Consider the following 16222-nt stretch of genomic DNA (forward strand, 5'->3'; position numbering starts at 1 on the left):
CGGCGCGCGCGGATCTCTTCACCTCGTCATTCGTCGAGGCGACGTTCGTCTTCTTCTGCATGAGCACATCTGGACAGCCGCGTTTCACGCGGCCAGCAAGGAGGTACCCGAAATGAGATCCCATCAAACCAGGCACGCGACGTTCCTGGCCTTCACCATTCTGGCGCTCGGCGCCGCATGCGAGGCCAGCCTGGCCGCGACCGGCGCGGACAGCGGCGATGCCGGACCACTCACGCTCACCGTTCAGACGCCGTCGGGCAACGTGTCGCGCCTGACTTACGCCGATGACGACGGCTGGCGCCTCGACGATCGCGACACGCGGCTCAGACCCACGGAAGCGCGCATCACACCGGCATCGACGGAAGCGCAAAAAGACGAGCGGCCGATGACCGTCTTCATCGACGGTCCCACGGGTTTCACTTACGTGTGGATGCGCGAGCAGGGCTGGAAATTCGTCGGCCGGCTATCCGAGCGCAAGCGTTGAACACGCGGGCATCGATCATGACGCGCGTGGCCGTGTGTATGCTTGGTGTATCGCTCGCTGCGCGGGTTCACGCGCAGACGACCGCCGACGCCTGGCGCGCGCTGCGCGTCGCCGATTGCGCGCGTTGTCACGGCAAGGATTACGAGGGACTCGCCGCGCCGTCGATCGTCGGCTTTGCGCGCACGCAGAGCCGCGAGCGTTTCATCGCGGCGATCCTCGACGGCAATCCTCCGATGGGCATGCCCGCGTACCGTGGCAACGCGCTGATCGAGAATCATATCGACGCAATCCATCGCTACTTCGCCGGACGCGCAGACGGCAGCATCGCCGCGAGCGCGACGCCGGGTCGCGAGTGACGTAACGACGAACCAGGACTTCAGTCCGGAGGTTAAACATGAACTCCACTCAATCTTCCAGCGATGGAACCGGCTGGACCGACAAACTCGACGACGCGACCACGCTCGCGATGCTCGTCAGGGAGATCGGCGAGCAACAGACCAAACTCGCGACGAGCAGCCACACGGGCCTGAACGGGCAGGTCGATCGCGCGCAGCATCAGAAGCAGTTGCTCGGCACTTTCGGAACGCTTCGGATTGCAGATGATATTCCCGATGCACTGCGCTTCGGGCCGTTCGCCTCGTCAGCGCCGAAGGCGTATCGCGTCGCCTGTCGCATCTCCAACGGACAGCCGTGCCCGCAATCCGACACCGCATCCGACGTGCGCGGCATCGCGATCAAGTTCTTCACGCAAGAGGGCGTCGAAACCGATCTGCTGATGACGAACGAAGGCGGCCGCTCGCACGCGCGCAACGCGGTGCAGTTCATGGCCGTCGCGGATATCATCGTCGCGCTGCTTTCCGAGGGACCGGTGAGCGGCATCGCGCAGGGCTTGCGCGAAATGATGATGGCGAAGCTCGGGCCTGTCGAAGCCGCGCGCATTCTCGCGATTCTCTTCAAGGAAACCAAGGCGCATCACGTCGACAGCGTCGCGACGGAACACTACTGGGGATCGGTCGTGCAACTGGGGCGCGCGGCGATCAAGTACTCGCTTCATCCGCATCCTTCGACGCCCGCCGGAACGAACGCCGAACGCCACGGCGACAATTATCTGCGCGCCGACATCTTCAACCGCCTGGAACAGGGTCCGGTGAAATGGAAAGTGGGCCTGCAATGCTTCGTCGATGAAACCACGACGCCCGTCAACGACGCCTCCGTGGCGTGGAAGTCGGATGTCGTGATGATCGGCGAACTCGAAATCGCTGCGCCGCCGTCGAGCGATGACGAAGCCCGCATCGACCAGCTCGCCTTCAATCCGGCCAACGGCTTCGCGCCGCTCGGCATCACGCACGCGCGCCAGGATGTCTACGCCGCGAGCGCCGCGAATCGCAAAGGACGTGGCGTGCTGTCGAGCGACGAAGCACGCGCGCTGCTGGCTTCGCATTGAACGCCATCGTCGCGCGACTGCGCAGAACCGCACGTCGCGCGATACTTTTCTCCGATAATGATGCGCACTCGCCCATGCGTATCATCGCTATCGGAGTTCGCTATGCATCTCGCCGGCATGATTCTTCCGATCTTCGCCATCATCGTGGCGGGATGGGTGGCGCGTGTCTCGGGCTACATGCCGCACGCGCTGGCGCCGTCGCTGATGCAGTTCGCGTATTACGTCGCGATGCCCGCGCTGGTCTTCCTCACCATCGCCGAAGAATCGCTGCGCGCGCTGCTCGAATGGGGCTTTCTCGCCGCGTTCGGCGGCGGCTCGATGCTCTGCTTCGTGCTGATGTTGCTGGCCTTGCGATTCGCGCGCGGCGCAAGCCTCGGCGCGAGCGCCATGCTCGCCGCCGCCGTCTCGATGACCAACACTGGTTTCGTCGCGCTGCCGATTCTGAAAACGCTGTACGGCAAACCCGGCGTGCTCGCGGCGGCGGTCGCGACCGTGTTCGTCGGCGCGATCATGTTTCCCGTGCTCGTCGTGTTGCTGGAAATCAGCCGCTACGATGCATCGCGCAAGATCAGCGCGGTGGCGCTGTTGCGTCAGATCGGGACCAATCCCGTGATTCTCGCGACGATCTGCGGACTGTTGTGGTCCGTCGCCGGATTCACGCTGCCCGGACCGGTCGCGTCCTTTCTCACGATACTCGGCGAAGCACTGACGCCGTGCGCGCTCTTCGCTATCGGACTCGATCTGACCTTCAGCGAATTGCGCGGACGCGTGAGTCTGTATGCGCTGCTCACGGCGCTCAAGCTCGCGGTCGTGCCGCTCGTCGTGTACGCGTTGTGCCTGGCGACGGGACTGAGTCGCACCGCAACCATCGCGGCGGTCGTCTGCGCCGCCGTGCCGACCGCCAAGAGCGCGTACGTGCTCGCATCCGAATACGACATCGAGAAGACCGTTGTTGGCGCGGCCATTTCGATGACCACGCTCCTCTCGATCGTCACGTTGCTCGCGTGGCTCTACGTGCTCTAGCGCGTCTCAAGGATCGCCGAGTTCTTCATCGACATTGCGTTCCTCGTCGTCGGGCGGCGAGATGCCGAGCGCCTTGTCCCATTGCGGCTCGCTCAGATAGCGCTCGCGCAGAAAATCGACGAAGGCTTTCACCTTCGTCGTCGAACGATGCGAGGTCGGATACACCGCCGAGAGCCACAACGGCGGCGCAGCGTATTCGGGTAGCACGCGCACGAGGCGGCGTTCGAGCAGATCGCTTGCGGCGACCATCGTCGGCAGATAGACGACGCCCGCGCCCGCGCGCGCAAATTCGAGCAACAGGTGCACGCTGTTCGTCTTCAACACGGCGTTCAGGGCGATTTCATAACACTCGTTGCCCTTCATGAGCGGCCAGTTGTCGCCCCACGGATAATGCGCGTAACGCGCGAAATCGTGACGCAAAAGATCGAGCGGCGTCTCGATGGCGGGCTCTTCCTTGAGATACGCGGGCGTCGCGCACAATACGCCGCGCACGGGAAAGAGCTTGCGTTCGACGAGCAGGTTCGATGCGGGCGGATAGATCTGCAGCGCGAGATCGAAGCCTTCCTGCACGGGATCGATCACGCGATCGTTCACGGTCACGACGAACTCGATGCGTGGATGCGCCTCGCGAAACGCGATCAGCGCCTGCGAAAAATGCCCGAGCGCGAAGCCCGGCAGCACATGCACATTGAGCGTGCCCGAGAGCGATTGTGTTTGTTCGCTTGCGCGTCCCGATAGTTCGCGTACCTTGGAGACGAGCAGCAGGCAATCGCGATAGTACGATTCGCCGACTTCCGACAAACGCACCGCACGCGTCGAACGATGAAACAGCGCGACGCCGAAATGCTCTTCGAGTTGCTTCACGCGCGACGTGACGACCGATTTCGCCACGCCGAGCTGCCGCGCTGCGCTCGCGAAACTCTGCGCTTCGGCTGCGCGAACGAAGGCCTCCATCGACATGAAGAGGTCCATGCTTCCTCCTGTTTCGCCGCGCTACGCCGCTTCTTTTCTGTAGCGCAACGGCGTCGTGCCGAGCCGTCCGGAAAAGAGCGCCGTCATATGCTGCTGCGATGAAAACCCGCACGCCGCCGCGACCTCGACGAGCGGCGCGCTACCCGAGCGCAGCATCTGCGCGGCCGCGTCGATGCGCTTTTCCAGCACGTAGCGATAGAGCGAATGACCGGTGCGCGCCTTCACGCCGTCGAACACGGCGCGCACGGGCAGATCGAGTTCAGCGGCGATATCGGCGCAGGAAAGACTCTGGTCGATGTTGTCCGCGACATACGCTTCGAGCGTCGCGAAGCCGGCGTCCGTCAGCGCCGACTTGCGCTCGCGCGCCGCGCGTTCGAGATGGCGCGTCGTTTCGATCCACGCGAGCGTGGCGACGCACTGCAGCTCCCACGGATCGACCTTGGCCGGCTCGCCGTGCGCGTTCTGACGCGCATAACGCACGAGATGGCGGATCGAATCCGCGCCGAGATTGCTGCGGCTGCCCGCGCGCCGCAACGGCTCCGCGCTGCGCTCGGCGATGCGGTTCACGAAGGTATCCGCATAACGAAACGCGATGAAACCGTGCCGCACGTCGTGCGCATCGATGCGCATGCTTTCGCCGCGCGGGTGATACGCCGCCGTTTCCGCGCGAAAGGTGAATCGCGCGGCGGGGCCGTCGTCGTAGCGCGTATCGGAGACGATCGTGCCGAGCAGCAGGCAGATCATGTCCGACGAATTGCTCAACGCCAGCGAATAAGGGCGCGGGCCCGAGATGCAGTATTCGAGTCCCGGCACGCCCGCGATCGTGCTGAAGCGATCGATGCGGGCGGCCGCGGCAGGGGCGCTCATGATCGTGTCTCCGTTTTCATGGCGGCTTGCGAGGCTCGCCGCTGTTCACGCGAGTATAGATGCGCGGGGCTTGCGCATGCACGCGCGATGGGTCGCCGTTCGCGAACGCCGCGTGCGCGCTTCGCGCCCCGGTGTAAACCCGCATGCGCTCGCGATGCGCCCGGAATCTGTAATCCGCAAAACCTGAAAGACCGGCGCGCCGCGTCTTCGTAACGTTCGCTCACACAACACGAACGACCGGAGACGACGATGCAGACGCGGCACCCACGACAGACGATTCGAAGACGGAGAACATGCACGCTCGCGCTGCTTGGCGCGGTTTGCTCGATGACGGCGCACGCGTCGGGCATTCCCTTCGCGACGGACCGCCCGCAAACCTGGCAGCTCAGCAGCGACTTCGAAGGCACGTACGATTCCTTCGGCCAGAACATCGAATGGAATCACGACAGCCGCGCGTTCGATTCGCACGGCAATCAGATCGCGGGCCCGGGCACGAACACCTTCGTCGGCCTCTCGACGTTCATTCACTACTGGAAAGTGCCGTCGCTGCCGCACGTCGGCTTCAACGCGAGCATCACGCTGCCCGCCATCCGCACGCAGGGCGCGCAGTTCTCGGCAAGCGGCATCGGGGACCCGCTCATCGGCGGGCTCGTCTGGTACAACCCCGCGCCCGCGACGACGCTCGGCTTTCAGGCCTACATGCAGGTACCGATCGGGCAGGACGCGGTATCGACGAATACGTGGTCGTTCTGGCCGTCCGTCTTCTACGACGACTGGTACGGACACCTGAACGTGGACCTGCTGCTCGGCGGAATTTTGCGGGGACGCACGCTGCGCTCGGGGCACGACGACCTGAGCCCGGGCAACACATTTCATCTGAACCTGCGTGTCGGCTACAGCATCTCGCCGCCCGACAACCCCTTCGCGATTCCGTTCGTCGGTTTCGACTACCAGACGAGCGGCGGCACGTTCAATCAGACCGCATCGATACCGGTCTCGAACAGCGCGAGCCGCGAAACGACCGTGGGTATCGGCGTGCTGTTCCAGTTCAAGCCGAACAGCCTGCCGTTCCTGCACCAGAAGATGTACGACCAGCTTTCCATCCAGTACCAGCACTCGGTTTCGGGGCGCAACACGACGCTCACCAACGGAATTCTCGTGCAGGCGTGGCACTACTGGTGAGCACATTCGAACGATGGAGACGGACATGAGTGAGACGAATAAGCCTTCAGCCGCATCGCGGCGCAACTTCATCAAGGCCGCGGGCGCGGGCACGGCAGCGGCGGCATTCGGCGCGGTATCGCTGAGCGCGCGCGCCGCGAGCGAACTCAAATTCGACGCGGAGTACGACGTCGTCGTGTGCGGCGGCGGCGGAGGCGGGCTGCCTGCGGCGCTTTTTTCGCGCTGGCTCGGCAACCGCGTCGCGATTCTGGAGAAGGCGGGCAGCGTCGGAGGAACGGCCGCGAAGGCCGCGTTCTGGTACTGGGTGCCGAACAACGAGCCGATGCGCCGCGCGGGCATCGCCGATCCGAAGCCCGATTACATGCGCTACGTCGCGCGTCTGTCGCGGCCCGAGCAATACGATCCGTCGCTGCCGAAGCTCGGCCTCTCCGACTGGGAGTACGAGATGTGCGAGGCCGTCTACGACAGCGCATCGCCCGCTGCGGAACTGCTGGCGAGCAAGGGCGCGCTGCCGTATCGGCATGAAGCGGCCGTGCCGGATTACTGGGCCGAGTTGCCGGAAGACAAGGCGCCGCGCGGACGCGTTCTGTTTCCGAAAGACGGCCTGCCGAGCATGTCGGATGGCGGGCGCGTCGCGATTCGCACGATGAGCGCGGCGGCACGGCGCGACGGCATCGACATCAAAACGGGGTATCGCGTGCAGAAAGTGCTCGTCGACGAATCGGGCGCGGTGATCGGCGTCGAGGCGCTGACGGAAGAAGACACGCTGTTCCGCGTCCGCGCGAAAAAAGCGGTGATCTTCGCGACGGGCGGCTTCACGCACGATCCCGAGTTGCGCAAGAACTTCCTGCACGGCGCGGTGTACGGCGGCTGTGCCGCACCGACCAACGAAGGCGACTTCGTGCGCATCTCCAGCGCGCTCGACGTGCAGTTGCGCAACATGAACTATTCGTGGATGGCGCCGATCTCGCTCGACAAGGCGATCGCAAAAGACGGCTCGCTCTCCGGCATCTTCACGCCCACGGGCGATTCGATGCTCTACGTGAACAAGTACGGCAAGCGCATCGTCAACGAGAAGCTCGCCTACAACGAAGTCTGTGCGACGTTCTCCGATTGGGACGGCGCGAAGGGCGAGTATCCGAACCTCACGCTGATTTCGATCTGGGATCAGCAGGCGCAGGACCACTGCGCGAGCGACGACTACGGCAGTCTCATCGTGCCGAAGGGTTCGAACGACCGGCACGTTCTGCGCGGCAACACGCTCGCGGAACTGGCGAGCGCGATTCGCGAACGCATGGCGAAGTACAGGAGCGCGCTCGGCAATGCGGATCTCTCCGCCGACTTCCTGCGCAATCTCGACGCGACGATCAAGCGCTTCAACGGCTTCGCGAAGGCGGGCGTCGATGGCGACTTTCATCGCGGCGAGCGCATCGTCGAAAAACTGTTCAACGGGCCGGTATCGAAGAAGCCGGATCAGAAAAACGAGACGATGTATCCGCTCAGCGCGAAAGGGCCGTATTACGCGGCGCTGATCGTCGCGGGCAATCTCGATACCAAGGGCGGTCCGAAAACCAATTCGCACGCACAAGTGCTCGATACGCGCGGTGCTCCGATCAAGGGCCTGTACGGGGTCGGCAATTGCGTCGCGTCGGCGTCGGCGCGCGCTTACTGGGCGGGCGGCGGCACGCTCGGACCGATCATCGCGTTTGCTTATCGTGCCGCGCAATCGGCCAATGGAGTTCAGTCATGATTCGTATAGCTAATCTATTGACGATGCTCGTGCTCGTCAGCACTGCGGCGCACGCGCAGCAAGATCCCGCCGCACTCGGCAAGAAGCTCGCGACCAACAACTGCGCCGTGTGCCACACGTTCGGCAAGGGCGAGCCGAATGGGCAGGGGCCGAACCTCTTCGGGATCATTGGCCGGCCGCTCGCATCGGATCCGGGCTTCAAGTACTCGGCGGGCATGAAGGCGGCCGCGCCGGGCAAGGTCTGGGACGACAAGCTGCTCAATGCCTGGCTCACCGACACGCAATCCGTCGCGCCCGGCAATGCGATGACCTATTTCGAAGGCGATGAAGCGAGGCGGCAAAAGATCATCGCGTATCTGCGCACGCTGCATTGAACTCAACCACAGGAGACGAAAGCATGAACACCCTCATCATGACCGACGAGCAGCGCAAGACCATCGCGCTCGAATACCTTCGCAGGCTGGATCGCGGCGCACCATTCTTCGATCTGTTCGACGACAACGCCGAAGTCTATTTCCCGAAGTGGGGCATCGCGACGGGCCGCGCGGCCTTCGAGAAACTCTTCGCGGATCTCGGCTCGATCGTCGAGAAATTCAAGCACGATCTCGCATATCTGAACGTGATCCAGCAGGGCGATACGGTGGTCGTCGAAGGCACGAGTTACGGCACGACGAAGAGCGGTGCCGAGTGGCGCGCGGGCGTCACGCACGCGGGCCGCTGGATCGATGTCTTCGAAATACGCGACTTCAAAATTCAGCGCTGCTTCATCTATCTCGATCCCGACTACGAAGGCGCGGACACGCAGCGCTATCCGTGGCTGGCGGACAAGCAGGCGCAGCAGTAAGTACTTTCCCTAGGGTTGCGATCGAGCACGCGACGTTCGGCAAACGCGAACCTCGATTCATTGCCTCGCGACGCTCGCAGCCCTAATCTTGATTCCAGCGCGACACCGCGAACGTGAACGCAGACATGGAGACAGACATGCAACAGACCCAACTCGGCAGCCTCGACAACTATCGCAAAGGCTCCATCGAAATCATCAAGGGCAAGGCCGCGCATTACGTGATGTCGAACGTGTTCGAAGTCGCGAGCCATGCGGCGCCGTATGAAAAAGTGGTCGTCGGCAAGAACCTCAAATACGTCATCGAAACGCTGCGGGCCGAAGGCGTGTCGCCGTGGTTCACCGCATCGCACGATGAATTCGCGGTCGCGCTCGACGGCGAAATCGACGTGCATTTCATCAAGCCGTCCGATGGCGCGCTCGTTGGCGAGAGCATCGAAGGCACGGTGAAACTCGAGGGCGAACCTTCGGGCCAGAAGATGGGCTTCGTGCGTCTGCGGCGCGGTCATCAGGCGCTGTTGCCTGCGGGCGCGGCGTATCGCTTCGATGCGAGACAAACCGGCGTGCTGCTCGTGCAGACCATTCTCGGCGCGGAATCCGTCGAGAAATGGGCCGATATCTGCATTCAATGAACGCCACTCACTCTCAACCTTCGGAGCAAGACACCATGAATCAAGCCACGTTTCTGCAAAGCGTCGTAGCGACCGATCCCGATGCGAATACCGGCTATCGCACGTTCCGGCTCGGCGACTTCGAATTCAGCCGCGACGCATACTTCGTCACCGTGAAATGGCCGGCGCAAGGCCAGACACGCTCGCATCAGATGCACGCCGACGACTTCCTGCGCGCGATGATGCGCGATGTCGCGTGGGGCTTCTTCTACGGCTGGGTCAACTTCGACGAAGTGATCGGCACGCGCAATCACTACGGCAAGGTGGACATGTACGCCGGTGCGTATAACGCGAGCTTCCGCGAGGCGGGCGTCGATTACACGCAGCAGTTCGAAACGCCGATCATCATGGCGACCTTCAAGGCGATCCTGAAGGACTGGGTCAACGAAGGTTTCGACCCATTCGCCGCGCCCGAGGAAACCGGCTCGGCGTTCGGCGCGAAGCATGGCGACAACATCGCGGCGATCGACCGCACGCGCATCGCGACGAAGCGCATGCCCGGCATCGAAGGCGATTCCCCGCTGCGCGACGACTTCCCGGTGAATCGACAGTTCGCGGATGTCTCGCAGGACGAGCCGGAGATTCACGCCGCGCCGGGATTCGAAGGGCAGTTGCACGCGTTCAGTCTCTTCAAGTATCTGTCGCGTTCGGACGTGACGTGGAATCCTTCGGTCACATCCGTCTGCAAGCAAAGCCTCTTTTGCCCGACGACCGAGGAATTCGTGCTGCCGGTCTTTCATGGCAACGACCGCGTCGAGTGGTTCCTGCAACTGTCGGATCAGATCATCTGGGACGTCGCCGACAAGGACACCGGCGAGCCGCGCGCACGCATCACGATGAACGCCGGCGATATCGCCGCGATGCCCGCCGACATCCGCCACAAGGGTTATTCGCAGAAGCGCTCGATGCTGCTCGTATGGGAGAACGCGACGCCCGATCTGCCCAAGCGCTACGAAAGCGGCGAACTGCCGCCGTATCCGGTCGCGCTTTAAACGTCTTCTTTTCGACACGAGCAACTCATGCAAACGCAACTCTTCATCGATGGCCGCTTCGTGCCCGCCCTGTCCGGCGAAACGCTCGCGACCCTGAATCCGCACGACAACAGCGAGATCGCGCAGGTCTCGATGGCCGGCCGCGAAGACGTCGATCGCGCGGTGCAGGCCGCAAAAAAAGCGTTTCCGGCCTGGAGCAGCATGGCCGCCGCCGATCGCGGACGCCTGCTGCTGAAACTCGCCGATGCGATCGAAGCCAACGCCGATGCCCTCGCGCGTCTCGAATCGATGGACACGGGCCATCCGATCCGCGATACGCGCAACCTCGACGTGCCGCGCACCGCCGCGACGTTCCGTTACTTCGGCGGCATGGCGGACAAGTTCGAAGGCTCGGTGATTCCGGTCGAAGCGGGCTTTCTCAACTATCTGACGCGCGAGCCGGTCGGTATCGTCGGGCAAGTGGTGCCGTGGAATTTTCCGCTGATGTTCACGAGCTGGAAGATGGCGCCCGCGCTCGCGGCGGGCAATTGCGTCGTGATGAAGCCGGCCGAACTCACGCCTTTGTCGAGTCTTGCCATCGCGGAGCTGATGGCCGAGGTCGGCTTTCCGGCGGGCGTGGTCAACGTGCTGCCGGGGCTTGGGCACGTCGCGGGGCAATACATCGCGGAGCATCCGGAGATCGGCAAGGTCGCGTTCACTGGATCGACGGCGGTAGGGCGCAAGGTCGTGCAGGCATCGAGCGGCAATCTGAAGAAGGTGCAGCTCGAACTCGGCGGCAAGGGCGCGAACGTCGTGTATAGCGATGCGAATCTCGATGCCGTCGTGCAAGGCTCCGCGTTCGGCATCTTTCACAATCAGGGGCAGGCGTGCATCGCGGCATCGCGTCTGATCGTGCACGAATCCATCGCCGATGAATTGCTGGAGCGCTTCACGTCGCTCGCGCGCTCGATCCGCATCGGCGATCCGCTCGATCCGTCGACGGAGCTGGGTCCGCTCACGTCGCAGATGCATCGCGACCGCGTGCTGTCCTATGTCGATGTCGCGCGCGAGCAGGGCGGCCGCGTGCTCGCGGGCGGCAAGGCGCCGGATGGCGCGGCGCTCGCGAACGGTTGCTATGTCGAGCCGACTATCGTGCAAGCGAAACCGACCGACCGTGTCGCGCAGGAAGAAGTGTTCGGCCCGTTCGTCACCGTCAGCACGTTCAAGAGCGACGAGGAAGCGCTCGCGATCGCCAACGGCACGGAATACGGCCTCGGCGCGGGCCTCTGGACGCGCGATCTGCAACGCGCGCATCTCGTCGCACGGCAGTTGAAGAGCGGCATGGTGTGGATCAACTGCTATAAGCGCGTGAGCCCGGGGTCGCCGTTCGGTGGCGTCGGCGCGAGCGGGTATGGGCGCGAGATGGGCTTCGAAGTGATGCGCGAATATACTCAGGCCAAGTCGGTGTGGGTGAATGTCGACGCCAACATTCCGCCTTACTATCCGCGCTGAGCGCATCGGGAATCATGCAATCGTTCATCTATCAGGGCATGCCGTCGCGCGTGGTGTTCGGCGCGGGAAGCATCGAAAATATCGAACGCGAGATCGAGTTTCTGGGCGCACAACGCGCGCTCATTCTCTCGACGCCGCCGCAGCGCGATCAGGCCGAAGCGCTCGCCGAACGAATCGGCCATCGCGCGGCGGGCGTGTTCGCGAAAGCGGTGATGCATGTGCCGGTCGAAACGGCGCGAGAGGCGCGCGAGTATGCGCAGCGCATCGGCGCCGATTGTGCGATCGCCATCGGCGGCGGTTCCACGACGGGCCTCGGCAAGGCGATCGCGTTGACATCGTCGCTGCCGATACTCGCCGTGCCGACCACCTATGCCGGCTCGGAGATGACGCCGATCTACGGCCTCACCGAAGCGGGATTGAAAAAAACCGGCCGCGACATGCGCGTGCTGCCGAAAACGGTGATCTACGATCCGCAACTGACGGTATCGTTGCCCGCCTCGCTTTCGGTGACGAGCGGCATCAACGCGATCGCGCACGCGGCCGAAGGGCTGTACGCGCAGGACGCGAACCCGGTGGTGAGCCTGATGGCGGAAGAGGGCATTCGCGCGCTGGCGCAGGGCATCGGCAAGGTGGTCGCGAAGCCGGACGATCTCGATGCGCGCGGCGATTGTCTCTACGGCGCGTGGCTGTGCGGCGCGGTGCTGGGCAGCGTCGGCATGTCGCTGCATCACAAGCTGTGTCACACGCTCGGCGGCACGTTCAACTTGCCGCATGCGGAAACGCATACCATCGTGCTGCCGCACGCGCTCGCCTATAACCGCGATGCCGCGCCGGATGCGATGAAGCGCATAGCCCGCGCGCTCGGTTCGGACGATGCCGCGCGCGGTGCATTCGAACTCGCGCGCGCGAATGGCGCGCCGACCGCGCTGATGGACATCGGCATGAAGGAGAGCGAGATCGATATCGCCGTCGATGTCGCGATGAAAAGCCCGTACTGGAATCCGCGACCGGTCGAACGCGCGCCGCTGCGCGCATTGATCGAAGCGGCCTACGAAGGACGACGACCATGAACGAATCACTCACGCAAAACGTCACCGCATCCTTTGGCCAGTGCGCCGATGCGCGCACGAAGGAAATCGTCACCACGCTGGTGCGCCACCTGCACGCGTTCGCGCGCGAAGTGAATCTCACGCACGACGAATGGCGACGCGGTATCGAGTTCCTCACCGCGACCGGCAAGAAATGCGATGGCATCCGTCAGGAGTTCATTCTGCTGTCGGATACGCTGGGGCTTTCGATCGTCCTCGATGACATCAACCAGCATCACGACGAGGCCGCGACCGAGAGCAGCCTGCTCGGGCCGTTCTATCGCGATGGCGTGAAGGAGTCGGCATTCGGCGCGAACATCGCGCAAAGCGATGGCGAACCGGTGTTCTTTCACGGCGTCGTGCGCGATGTCGACGGCAAGCCAGTCCGCGATGCGTTGATCGAAGTCTGGCAGACCGCGCCGAACGGCATGTACGAAGGACAGGACCCGGACCAGCCCGAAGGCAACCTGCGCGGGCGTTTTCGCACCAACGCGGACGGCGCGTACGCGTTTCATTCGATCAAGCCGACGAGCTATCCGATTCCGACCGATGGTCCCGTCGGCCAGATGCTCGTCGCAACGGGCCGTCATCCGATGCGTCCCGCACACATTCACTTTCGCATCGACGCGGCTGGCTACGAGTCGCTGACGACCGCGCTTTATTCGTCCGACGATCCCTACGTGAACTCGGATGCGGTGTTCGGCGTGAAGCCTTCGCTCGTCATCGACTATGTGAGCAAGGAGGGCGGTTACGACGCAGCGCGCGATTTCGTGCTGATCGCGAGGGAGCGCGCGTGAGCCATCCGACATCGAACGATATCTGCGCGCTTCACGACGTACCCGATGGCGGCGGCGTCGAAGCCGCGCCGTCGATTCTCGTGCTGCGACGCGGCGGCGAAGCGTGGGCGTATCGCAACGTATGCCCGCATTTCTCGATTCCGCTCAACTACGAGCCGGACGCGTTCTGGACTTACGAAGGCAGCCTGCTGATGTGCGCGCATCACAGTGCGATGTTCCGCTTCGAAGACGGCGTATGTGTCGATGGGCCTTGTCTCGGCGCGAGCCTCCGGCGCATTCCGATCCGCATCGAGAATGGCCGCGTCGTGATCGAAGGCCCGGACATCACATAGGGTGTGTCGCGACGAAGTTCTTGTACGCGGTGTAGGCGGGCTTTTGCGTGAAGCCGTCGTTCTTCAGCAGGCCGAACGCGCCTTCTCCGCCCACCGGATCGTCGTATAACTCGTAGCTCTGGATCGATTCGATATCGTATGTCGATGCGAGCGCGACGAACTGCGCCATCATGGTGTTGCCGACGAGATACGCCGCGATCTGCTGATCGGTGCCGTAATTCGGGCGCACGCCGAACTCGTTGATCCAGATCGGCTTGCCGAGCGCCTTGAGTGCCGCGAGCACGTTATGACAGCCGGTGCCGCCGCATGCGTTGGTGATGTCGCCCTGTTCCGAGTACCAGTGCCACGCGGTGATGTCCCAGTCGACGACCGGATGCCCGATGCTGCCATCGGGTTCCATCCCTGCCGCGAGCATCTGATGGAAGCCGTAGTGCAGCCACGTTCCGCCGCCCATGATGATCTTGCCCGACGCATCCACCGACCTGATGCCCGCGATCATGCCGCGGATCACGCCCCGCAGCTTCCTGAACTTCGCGATATCGTACTGCTGCGGATACACGCCATCCACATTCCCGATGAGCAGTTGCGCTTCCATCTCGTTCGTGACCTCGTAATACGGATAGTGGCGCGAGGTAGCGGTCTGCTGCCCGAGCGCGAAGCCTGCGTTATACCCTTCGGTCTCGTTGTTGAATATGTCGATGCTCATGAGCATCACCGGATACACGGTGACGCCGCCGGCCGCCATCGTCTGCGCGATGCCCGCGAGCTTGTTCGCGGTGCCCTGGCTATAGACCTCGTTGCGATACAGCTTCGCGCCCAGATCCTGCAATTGCGAAAGCTGCAGCGCGGTGCTGGAGATGTCGTAGGCGCCGCCTTCGTTGTTGTGGCCGTTCACGCCGTAGAAGAGCGGGGCGGACTGAGGCGGCGTCAAGGTACTTCCGGTGTTGGAGGCCGGATCGGGCGCGCTGGCGGCGGGCGAGGAGGCGCCGCTCGCCGGAGCGGTATCGCCGGTCGAGCCGGAGTTCGTCGCTGGCGCGGTTACCGCAGGCGGGCTTGTCGTGATCTTCGTCGTTCCCGTGTCCGAGGCAGGAGTATCCGTTGCCGGAGCGCTCACCGTGGATGCAGACGCGCTGCCGCTGCGCGTGGCGTCCGTGGACGACGTGGTACCGCCGCCGCCGCCGCCACATGCGGCAAGCAGCACGCTCGTCGCGACTGCAAGCGCGATGGTACTGAATCGAATGTGAATGATGCTCGTCATGTCAATGCGCACTACTAAATGGTCAGATATCCATGTCCACGAAGTAGGCGCACGTTCCGCGAGTCGTCCGGGCGAACGCGGACGGACCGATGACGGACCTTCATCCCGCGCCGGACGCAAGGACGTGTGGAATGCTCGTCGAAAGACCCCAGAGGAAAAGGAGGGGTGAAGACGGGACCGCGTTGAAGCCGGTCTTGATAGGGTTTACGGCGGGGATGGGTGAGACTTGAGGCGCGTGCTACTCAGGCAAACGTGTCGATCGCGCGAATTCGGGAATTCTTACCCGGAAAGCGGCCGGTCCGGTTCGAGCGCCGCGCCGCCGAGAATCGAGTTGGCGTCGGCGCGCGCGTTGTCGAGCTGGACGACACTCGCCTGACGCGCGGCGAGCGCATCGCGGTTCGCGATGGCGGTGAAGATCGCCTTGTGGCGCGGGAGCGACAGCGCGTGCGTATTCGGATGACGGCTCGTGAGCCTGATCGATTCGCCGAGCGCGAGCGACAGCATGTTGCCGATATACGCGAGCATGTCGTTGTGCGTCGCCATCATGATCGCGCGATGAAACTCGAGGTCCGGATCGAGCAGATCGGCGGCCGTTTTCGCGCTCTCCATGCGTTCATACGCGGCGCCGATGCGCGCGATATCGTCGTCCGTCGCGGAGATCGCCGCAAGCGCGGCGGCAGCGGGCTCGAAGATCTGGCGCACCGTCATCAGCGAGCGAAAGAACTCGCCTTCGGGAAGATGGCCGATGGTCCACACGAGCACGTCGGGGTCGAGCATGTGCCATTCGTCGCGCGCGCGCACGACGCTGCCCACGCGCGGCTTCGACACGACGAGCCCCTTGGCGACGAGCACGCGCGTCGCTTCACGCAGCACCGGGCGGCTCACGCCATAGCTTTCGCAGAGCGTGGGCTCGGCGGGCAGACGCTCGCCCGGCTTGATGCCGCCGCTGACAATCTGCATGCCGAGCTCCTGCACGATGCGTCCGTGCATGCTCTTGCGCTGCCTGGGATTGCGGTAATCCATGATGCGG

At 63.6% G+C, this 16222-nt stretch carries 18 protein-coding genes; 14 read left to right on the forward strand and 4 right to left on the reverse strand.

What is annotated here, in order from left to right; translation table 11 throughout:
* The first annotated feature begins 112 nt into the window (after positions 1-112).
* The 4 genes from AWB80_RS22765 (at position 113) to AWB80_RS22780 (ending at position 2951) form a co-directional block, all read left to right on the forward strand.
* Positions 113-484 carry a hypothetical protein gene (locus tag AWB80_RS22765; RefSeq protein ID WP_061176916.1) on the forward strand — a complete coding sequence of 124 codons (372 nt, stop codon included), beginning with the start codon at positions 113-115 and terminating at the stop codon, positions 482-484.
* Positions 481-840, forward strand: coding sequence for a c-type cytochrome (locus AWB80_RS22770; RefSeq protein ID WP_244206669.1), 360 nt, complete (start codon positions 481-483; stop codon positions 838-840). The genes AWB80_RS22765 and AWB80_RS22770 overlap by 4 nt, the downstream gene beginning before the upstream one ends.
* Before the next feature lie 38 nt (positions 841-878).
* Positions 879-1928 (forward strand): catalase, encoded by a 1050-nt coding sequence (locus AWB80_RS22775; protein WP_061176917.1) that lies wholly within the window; start codon positions 879-881, stop codon positions 1926-1928.
* A 102-nt stretch (positions 1929-2030) separates the two neighbouring features.
* The gene (locus AWB80_RS22780) at positions 2031-2951 is read left to right on the forward strand and encodes an AEC family transporter (RefSeq protein ID WP_061176918.1); all 921 of its coding nucleotides are present in this window, start codon (positions 2031-2033) and stop codon (positions 2949-2951) included.
* Positions 2952-2957: 6 nt separating this feature from the next.
* Here AWB80_RS22780 and AWB80_RS22785 read toward each other — a convergent pair whose 3' ends face one another.
* Both AWB80_RS22785 and AWB80_RS22790 read right to left on the reverse strand, forming a co-directional pair.
* Positions 2958-3923 (reverse strand): LysR family transcriptional regulator, encoded by a 966-nt coding sequence (locus AWB80_RS22785; protein ID WP_061176919.1) that lies wholly within the window; start codon positions 3921-3923, stop codon positions 2958-2960.
* Between the two features lie 21 nt (positions 3924-3944).
* Positions 3945-4790, reverse strand: coding sequence for an AraC family transcriptional regulator (locus AWB80_RS22790; RefSeq protein WP_061176920.1), 846 nt, complete (start codon positions 4788-4790; stop codon positions 3945-3947).
* Between the two features lie 249 nt (positions 4791-5039).
* Here AWB80_RS22790 and AWB80_RS22795 point away from each other — a divergent pair, with 249 nt between their 5' ends.
* From AWB80_RS22795 to AWB80_RS22840, 10 genes are all read left to right on the forward strand, one after another.
* Positions 5040-5972 (forward strand): transporter, encoded by a 933-nt coding sequence (locus AWB80_RS22795; protein ID WP_244206672.1) that lies wholly within the window; start codon positions 5040-5042, stop codon positions 5970-5972.
* A gap of 25 nt (positions 5973-5997) precedes the next feature.
* Positions 5998-7722: an FAD-dependent oxidoreductase gene (locus AWB80_RS22800; RefSeq protein WP_061177042.1), complete on the forward strand. Its 1725-nt coding sequence runs from the start codon at positions 5998-6000 to the stop codon at positions 7720-7722.
* The gene (locus AWB80_RS22805) at positions 7719-8096 is read left to right on the forward strand and encodes a c-type cytochrome (protein WP_061176921.1); all 378 of its coding nucleotides are present in this window, start codon (positions 7719-7721) and stop codon (positions 8094-8096) included. Before AWB80_RS22800 ends, AWB80_RS22805 begins: the two co-directional genes overlap by 4 nt.
* A 23-nt stretch (positions 8097-8119) precedes the next feature.
* Positions 8120-8566, forward strand: a complete 447-nt coding sequence (locus AWB80_RS22810; RefSeq protein ID WP_061176922.1) for a nuclear transport factor 2 family protein — start codon at positions 8120-8122, stop codon at positions 8564-8566.
* 137 nt (positions 8567-8703) lie between these two features.
* Positions 8704-9195, forward strand: coding sequence for a cupin domain-containing protein (locus AWB80_RS22815; protein ID WP_061177043.1), 492 nt, complete (start codon positions 8704-8706; stop codon positions 9193-9195).
* A gap of 35 nt (positions 9196-9230) precedes the next feature.
* A complete protein-coding gene (locus AWB80_RS22820; RefSeq protein ID WP_061176923.1) occupies positions 9231-10226 on the forward strand; it encodes a hypothetical protein in 996 nt (331 codons plus the stop codon).
* Positions 10227-10253: 27 nt separating this feature from the next.
* A complete protein-coding gene (locus AWB80_RS22825; protein ID WP_061176924.1) occupies positions 10254-11717 on the forward strand; it encodes an aldehyde dehydrogenase family protein in 1464 nt (487 codons plus the stop codon).
* Between the two features lie 14 nt (positions 11718-11731).
* Positions 11732-12787 carry a maleylacetate reductase gene (locus AWB80_RS22830; RefSeq protein ID WP_061176925.1) on the forward strand — a complete coding sequence of 352 codons (1056 nt, stop codon included), beginning with the start codon at positions 11732-11734 and terminating at the stop codon, positions 12785-12787.
* On the forward strand, positions 12784-13602 hold the full coding sequence (locus AWB80_RS22835) for an intradiol ring-cleavage dioxygenase (RefSeq protein WP_061176926.1): 819 nt from the start codon (positions 12784-12786) through the stop codon (positions 13600-13602). Before AWB80_RS22830 ends, AWB80_RS22835 begins: the two co-directional genes overlap by 4 nt.
* The gene (locus AWB80_RS22840; protein WP_061176927.1) at positions 13599-13934 is read left to right on the forward strand and encodes a Rieske (2Fe-2S) protein; all 336 of its coding nucleotides are present in this window, start codon (positions 13599-13601) and stop codon (positions 13932-13934) included. The genes AWB80_RS22835 and AWB80_RS22840 overlap by 4 nt, the downstream gene beginning before the upstream one ends.
* Here the strand turns inward: AWB80_RS22840 and AWB80_RS22845 are convergent.
* Positions 13927-14997 (reverse strand): glycoside hydrolase family protein, encoded by a 1071-nt coding sequence (locus AWB80_RS22845; RefSeq protein WP_244206684.1) that lies wholly within the window; start codon positions 14995-14997, stop codon positions 13927-13929. The two genes, AWB80_RS22840 and AWB80_RS22845, sit on opposite strands and share 8 nt — an antisense overlap.
* A 474-nt stretch (positions 14998-15471) precedes the next feature.
* The gene (locus AWB80_RS22855; RefSeq protein ID WP_061176930.1) at positions 15472-16215 is read right to left on the reverse strand and encodes a FadR/GntR family transcriptional regulator; all 744 of its coding nucleotides are present in this window, start codon (positions 16213-16215) and stop codon (positions 15472-15474) included.
* Positions 16216-16222 lie beyond the last annotated feature (7 nt).

Source organism: Caballeronia pedi, from assembly GCF_001544915.2.
GTDB lineage: Bacteria > Pseudomonadota > Gammaproteobacteria > Burkholderiales > Burkholderiaceae > Caballeronia > Caballeronia pedi.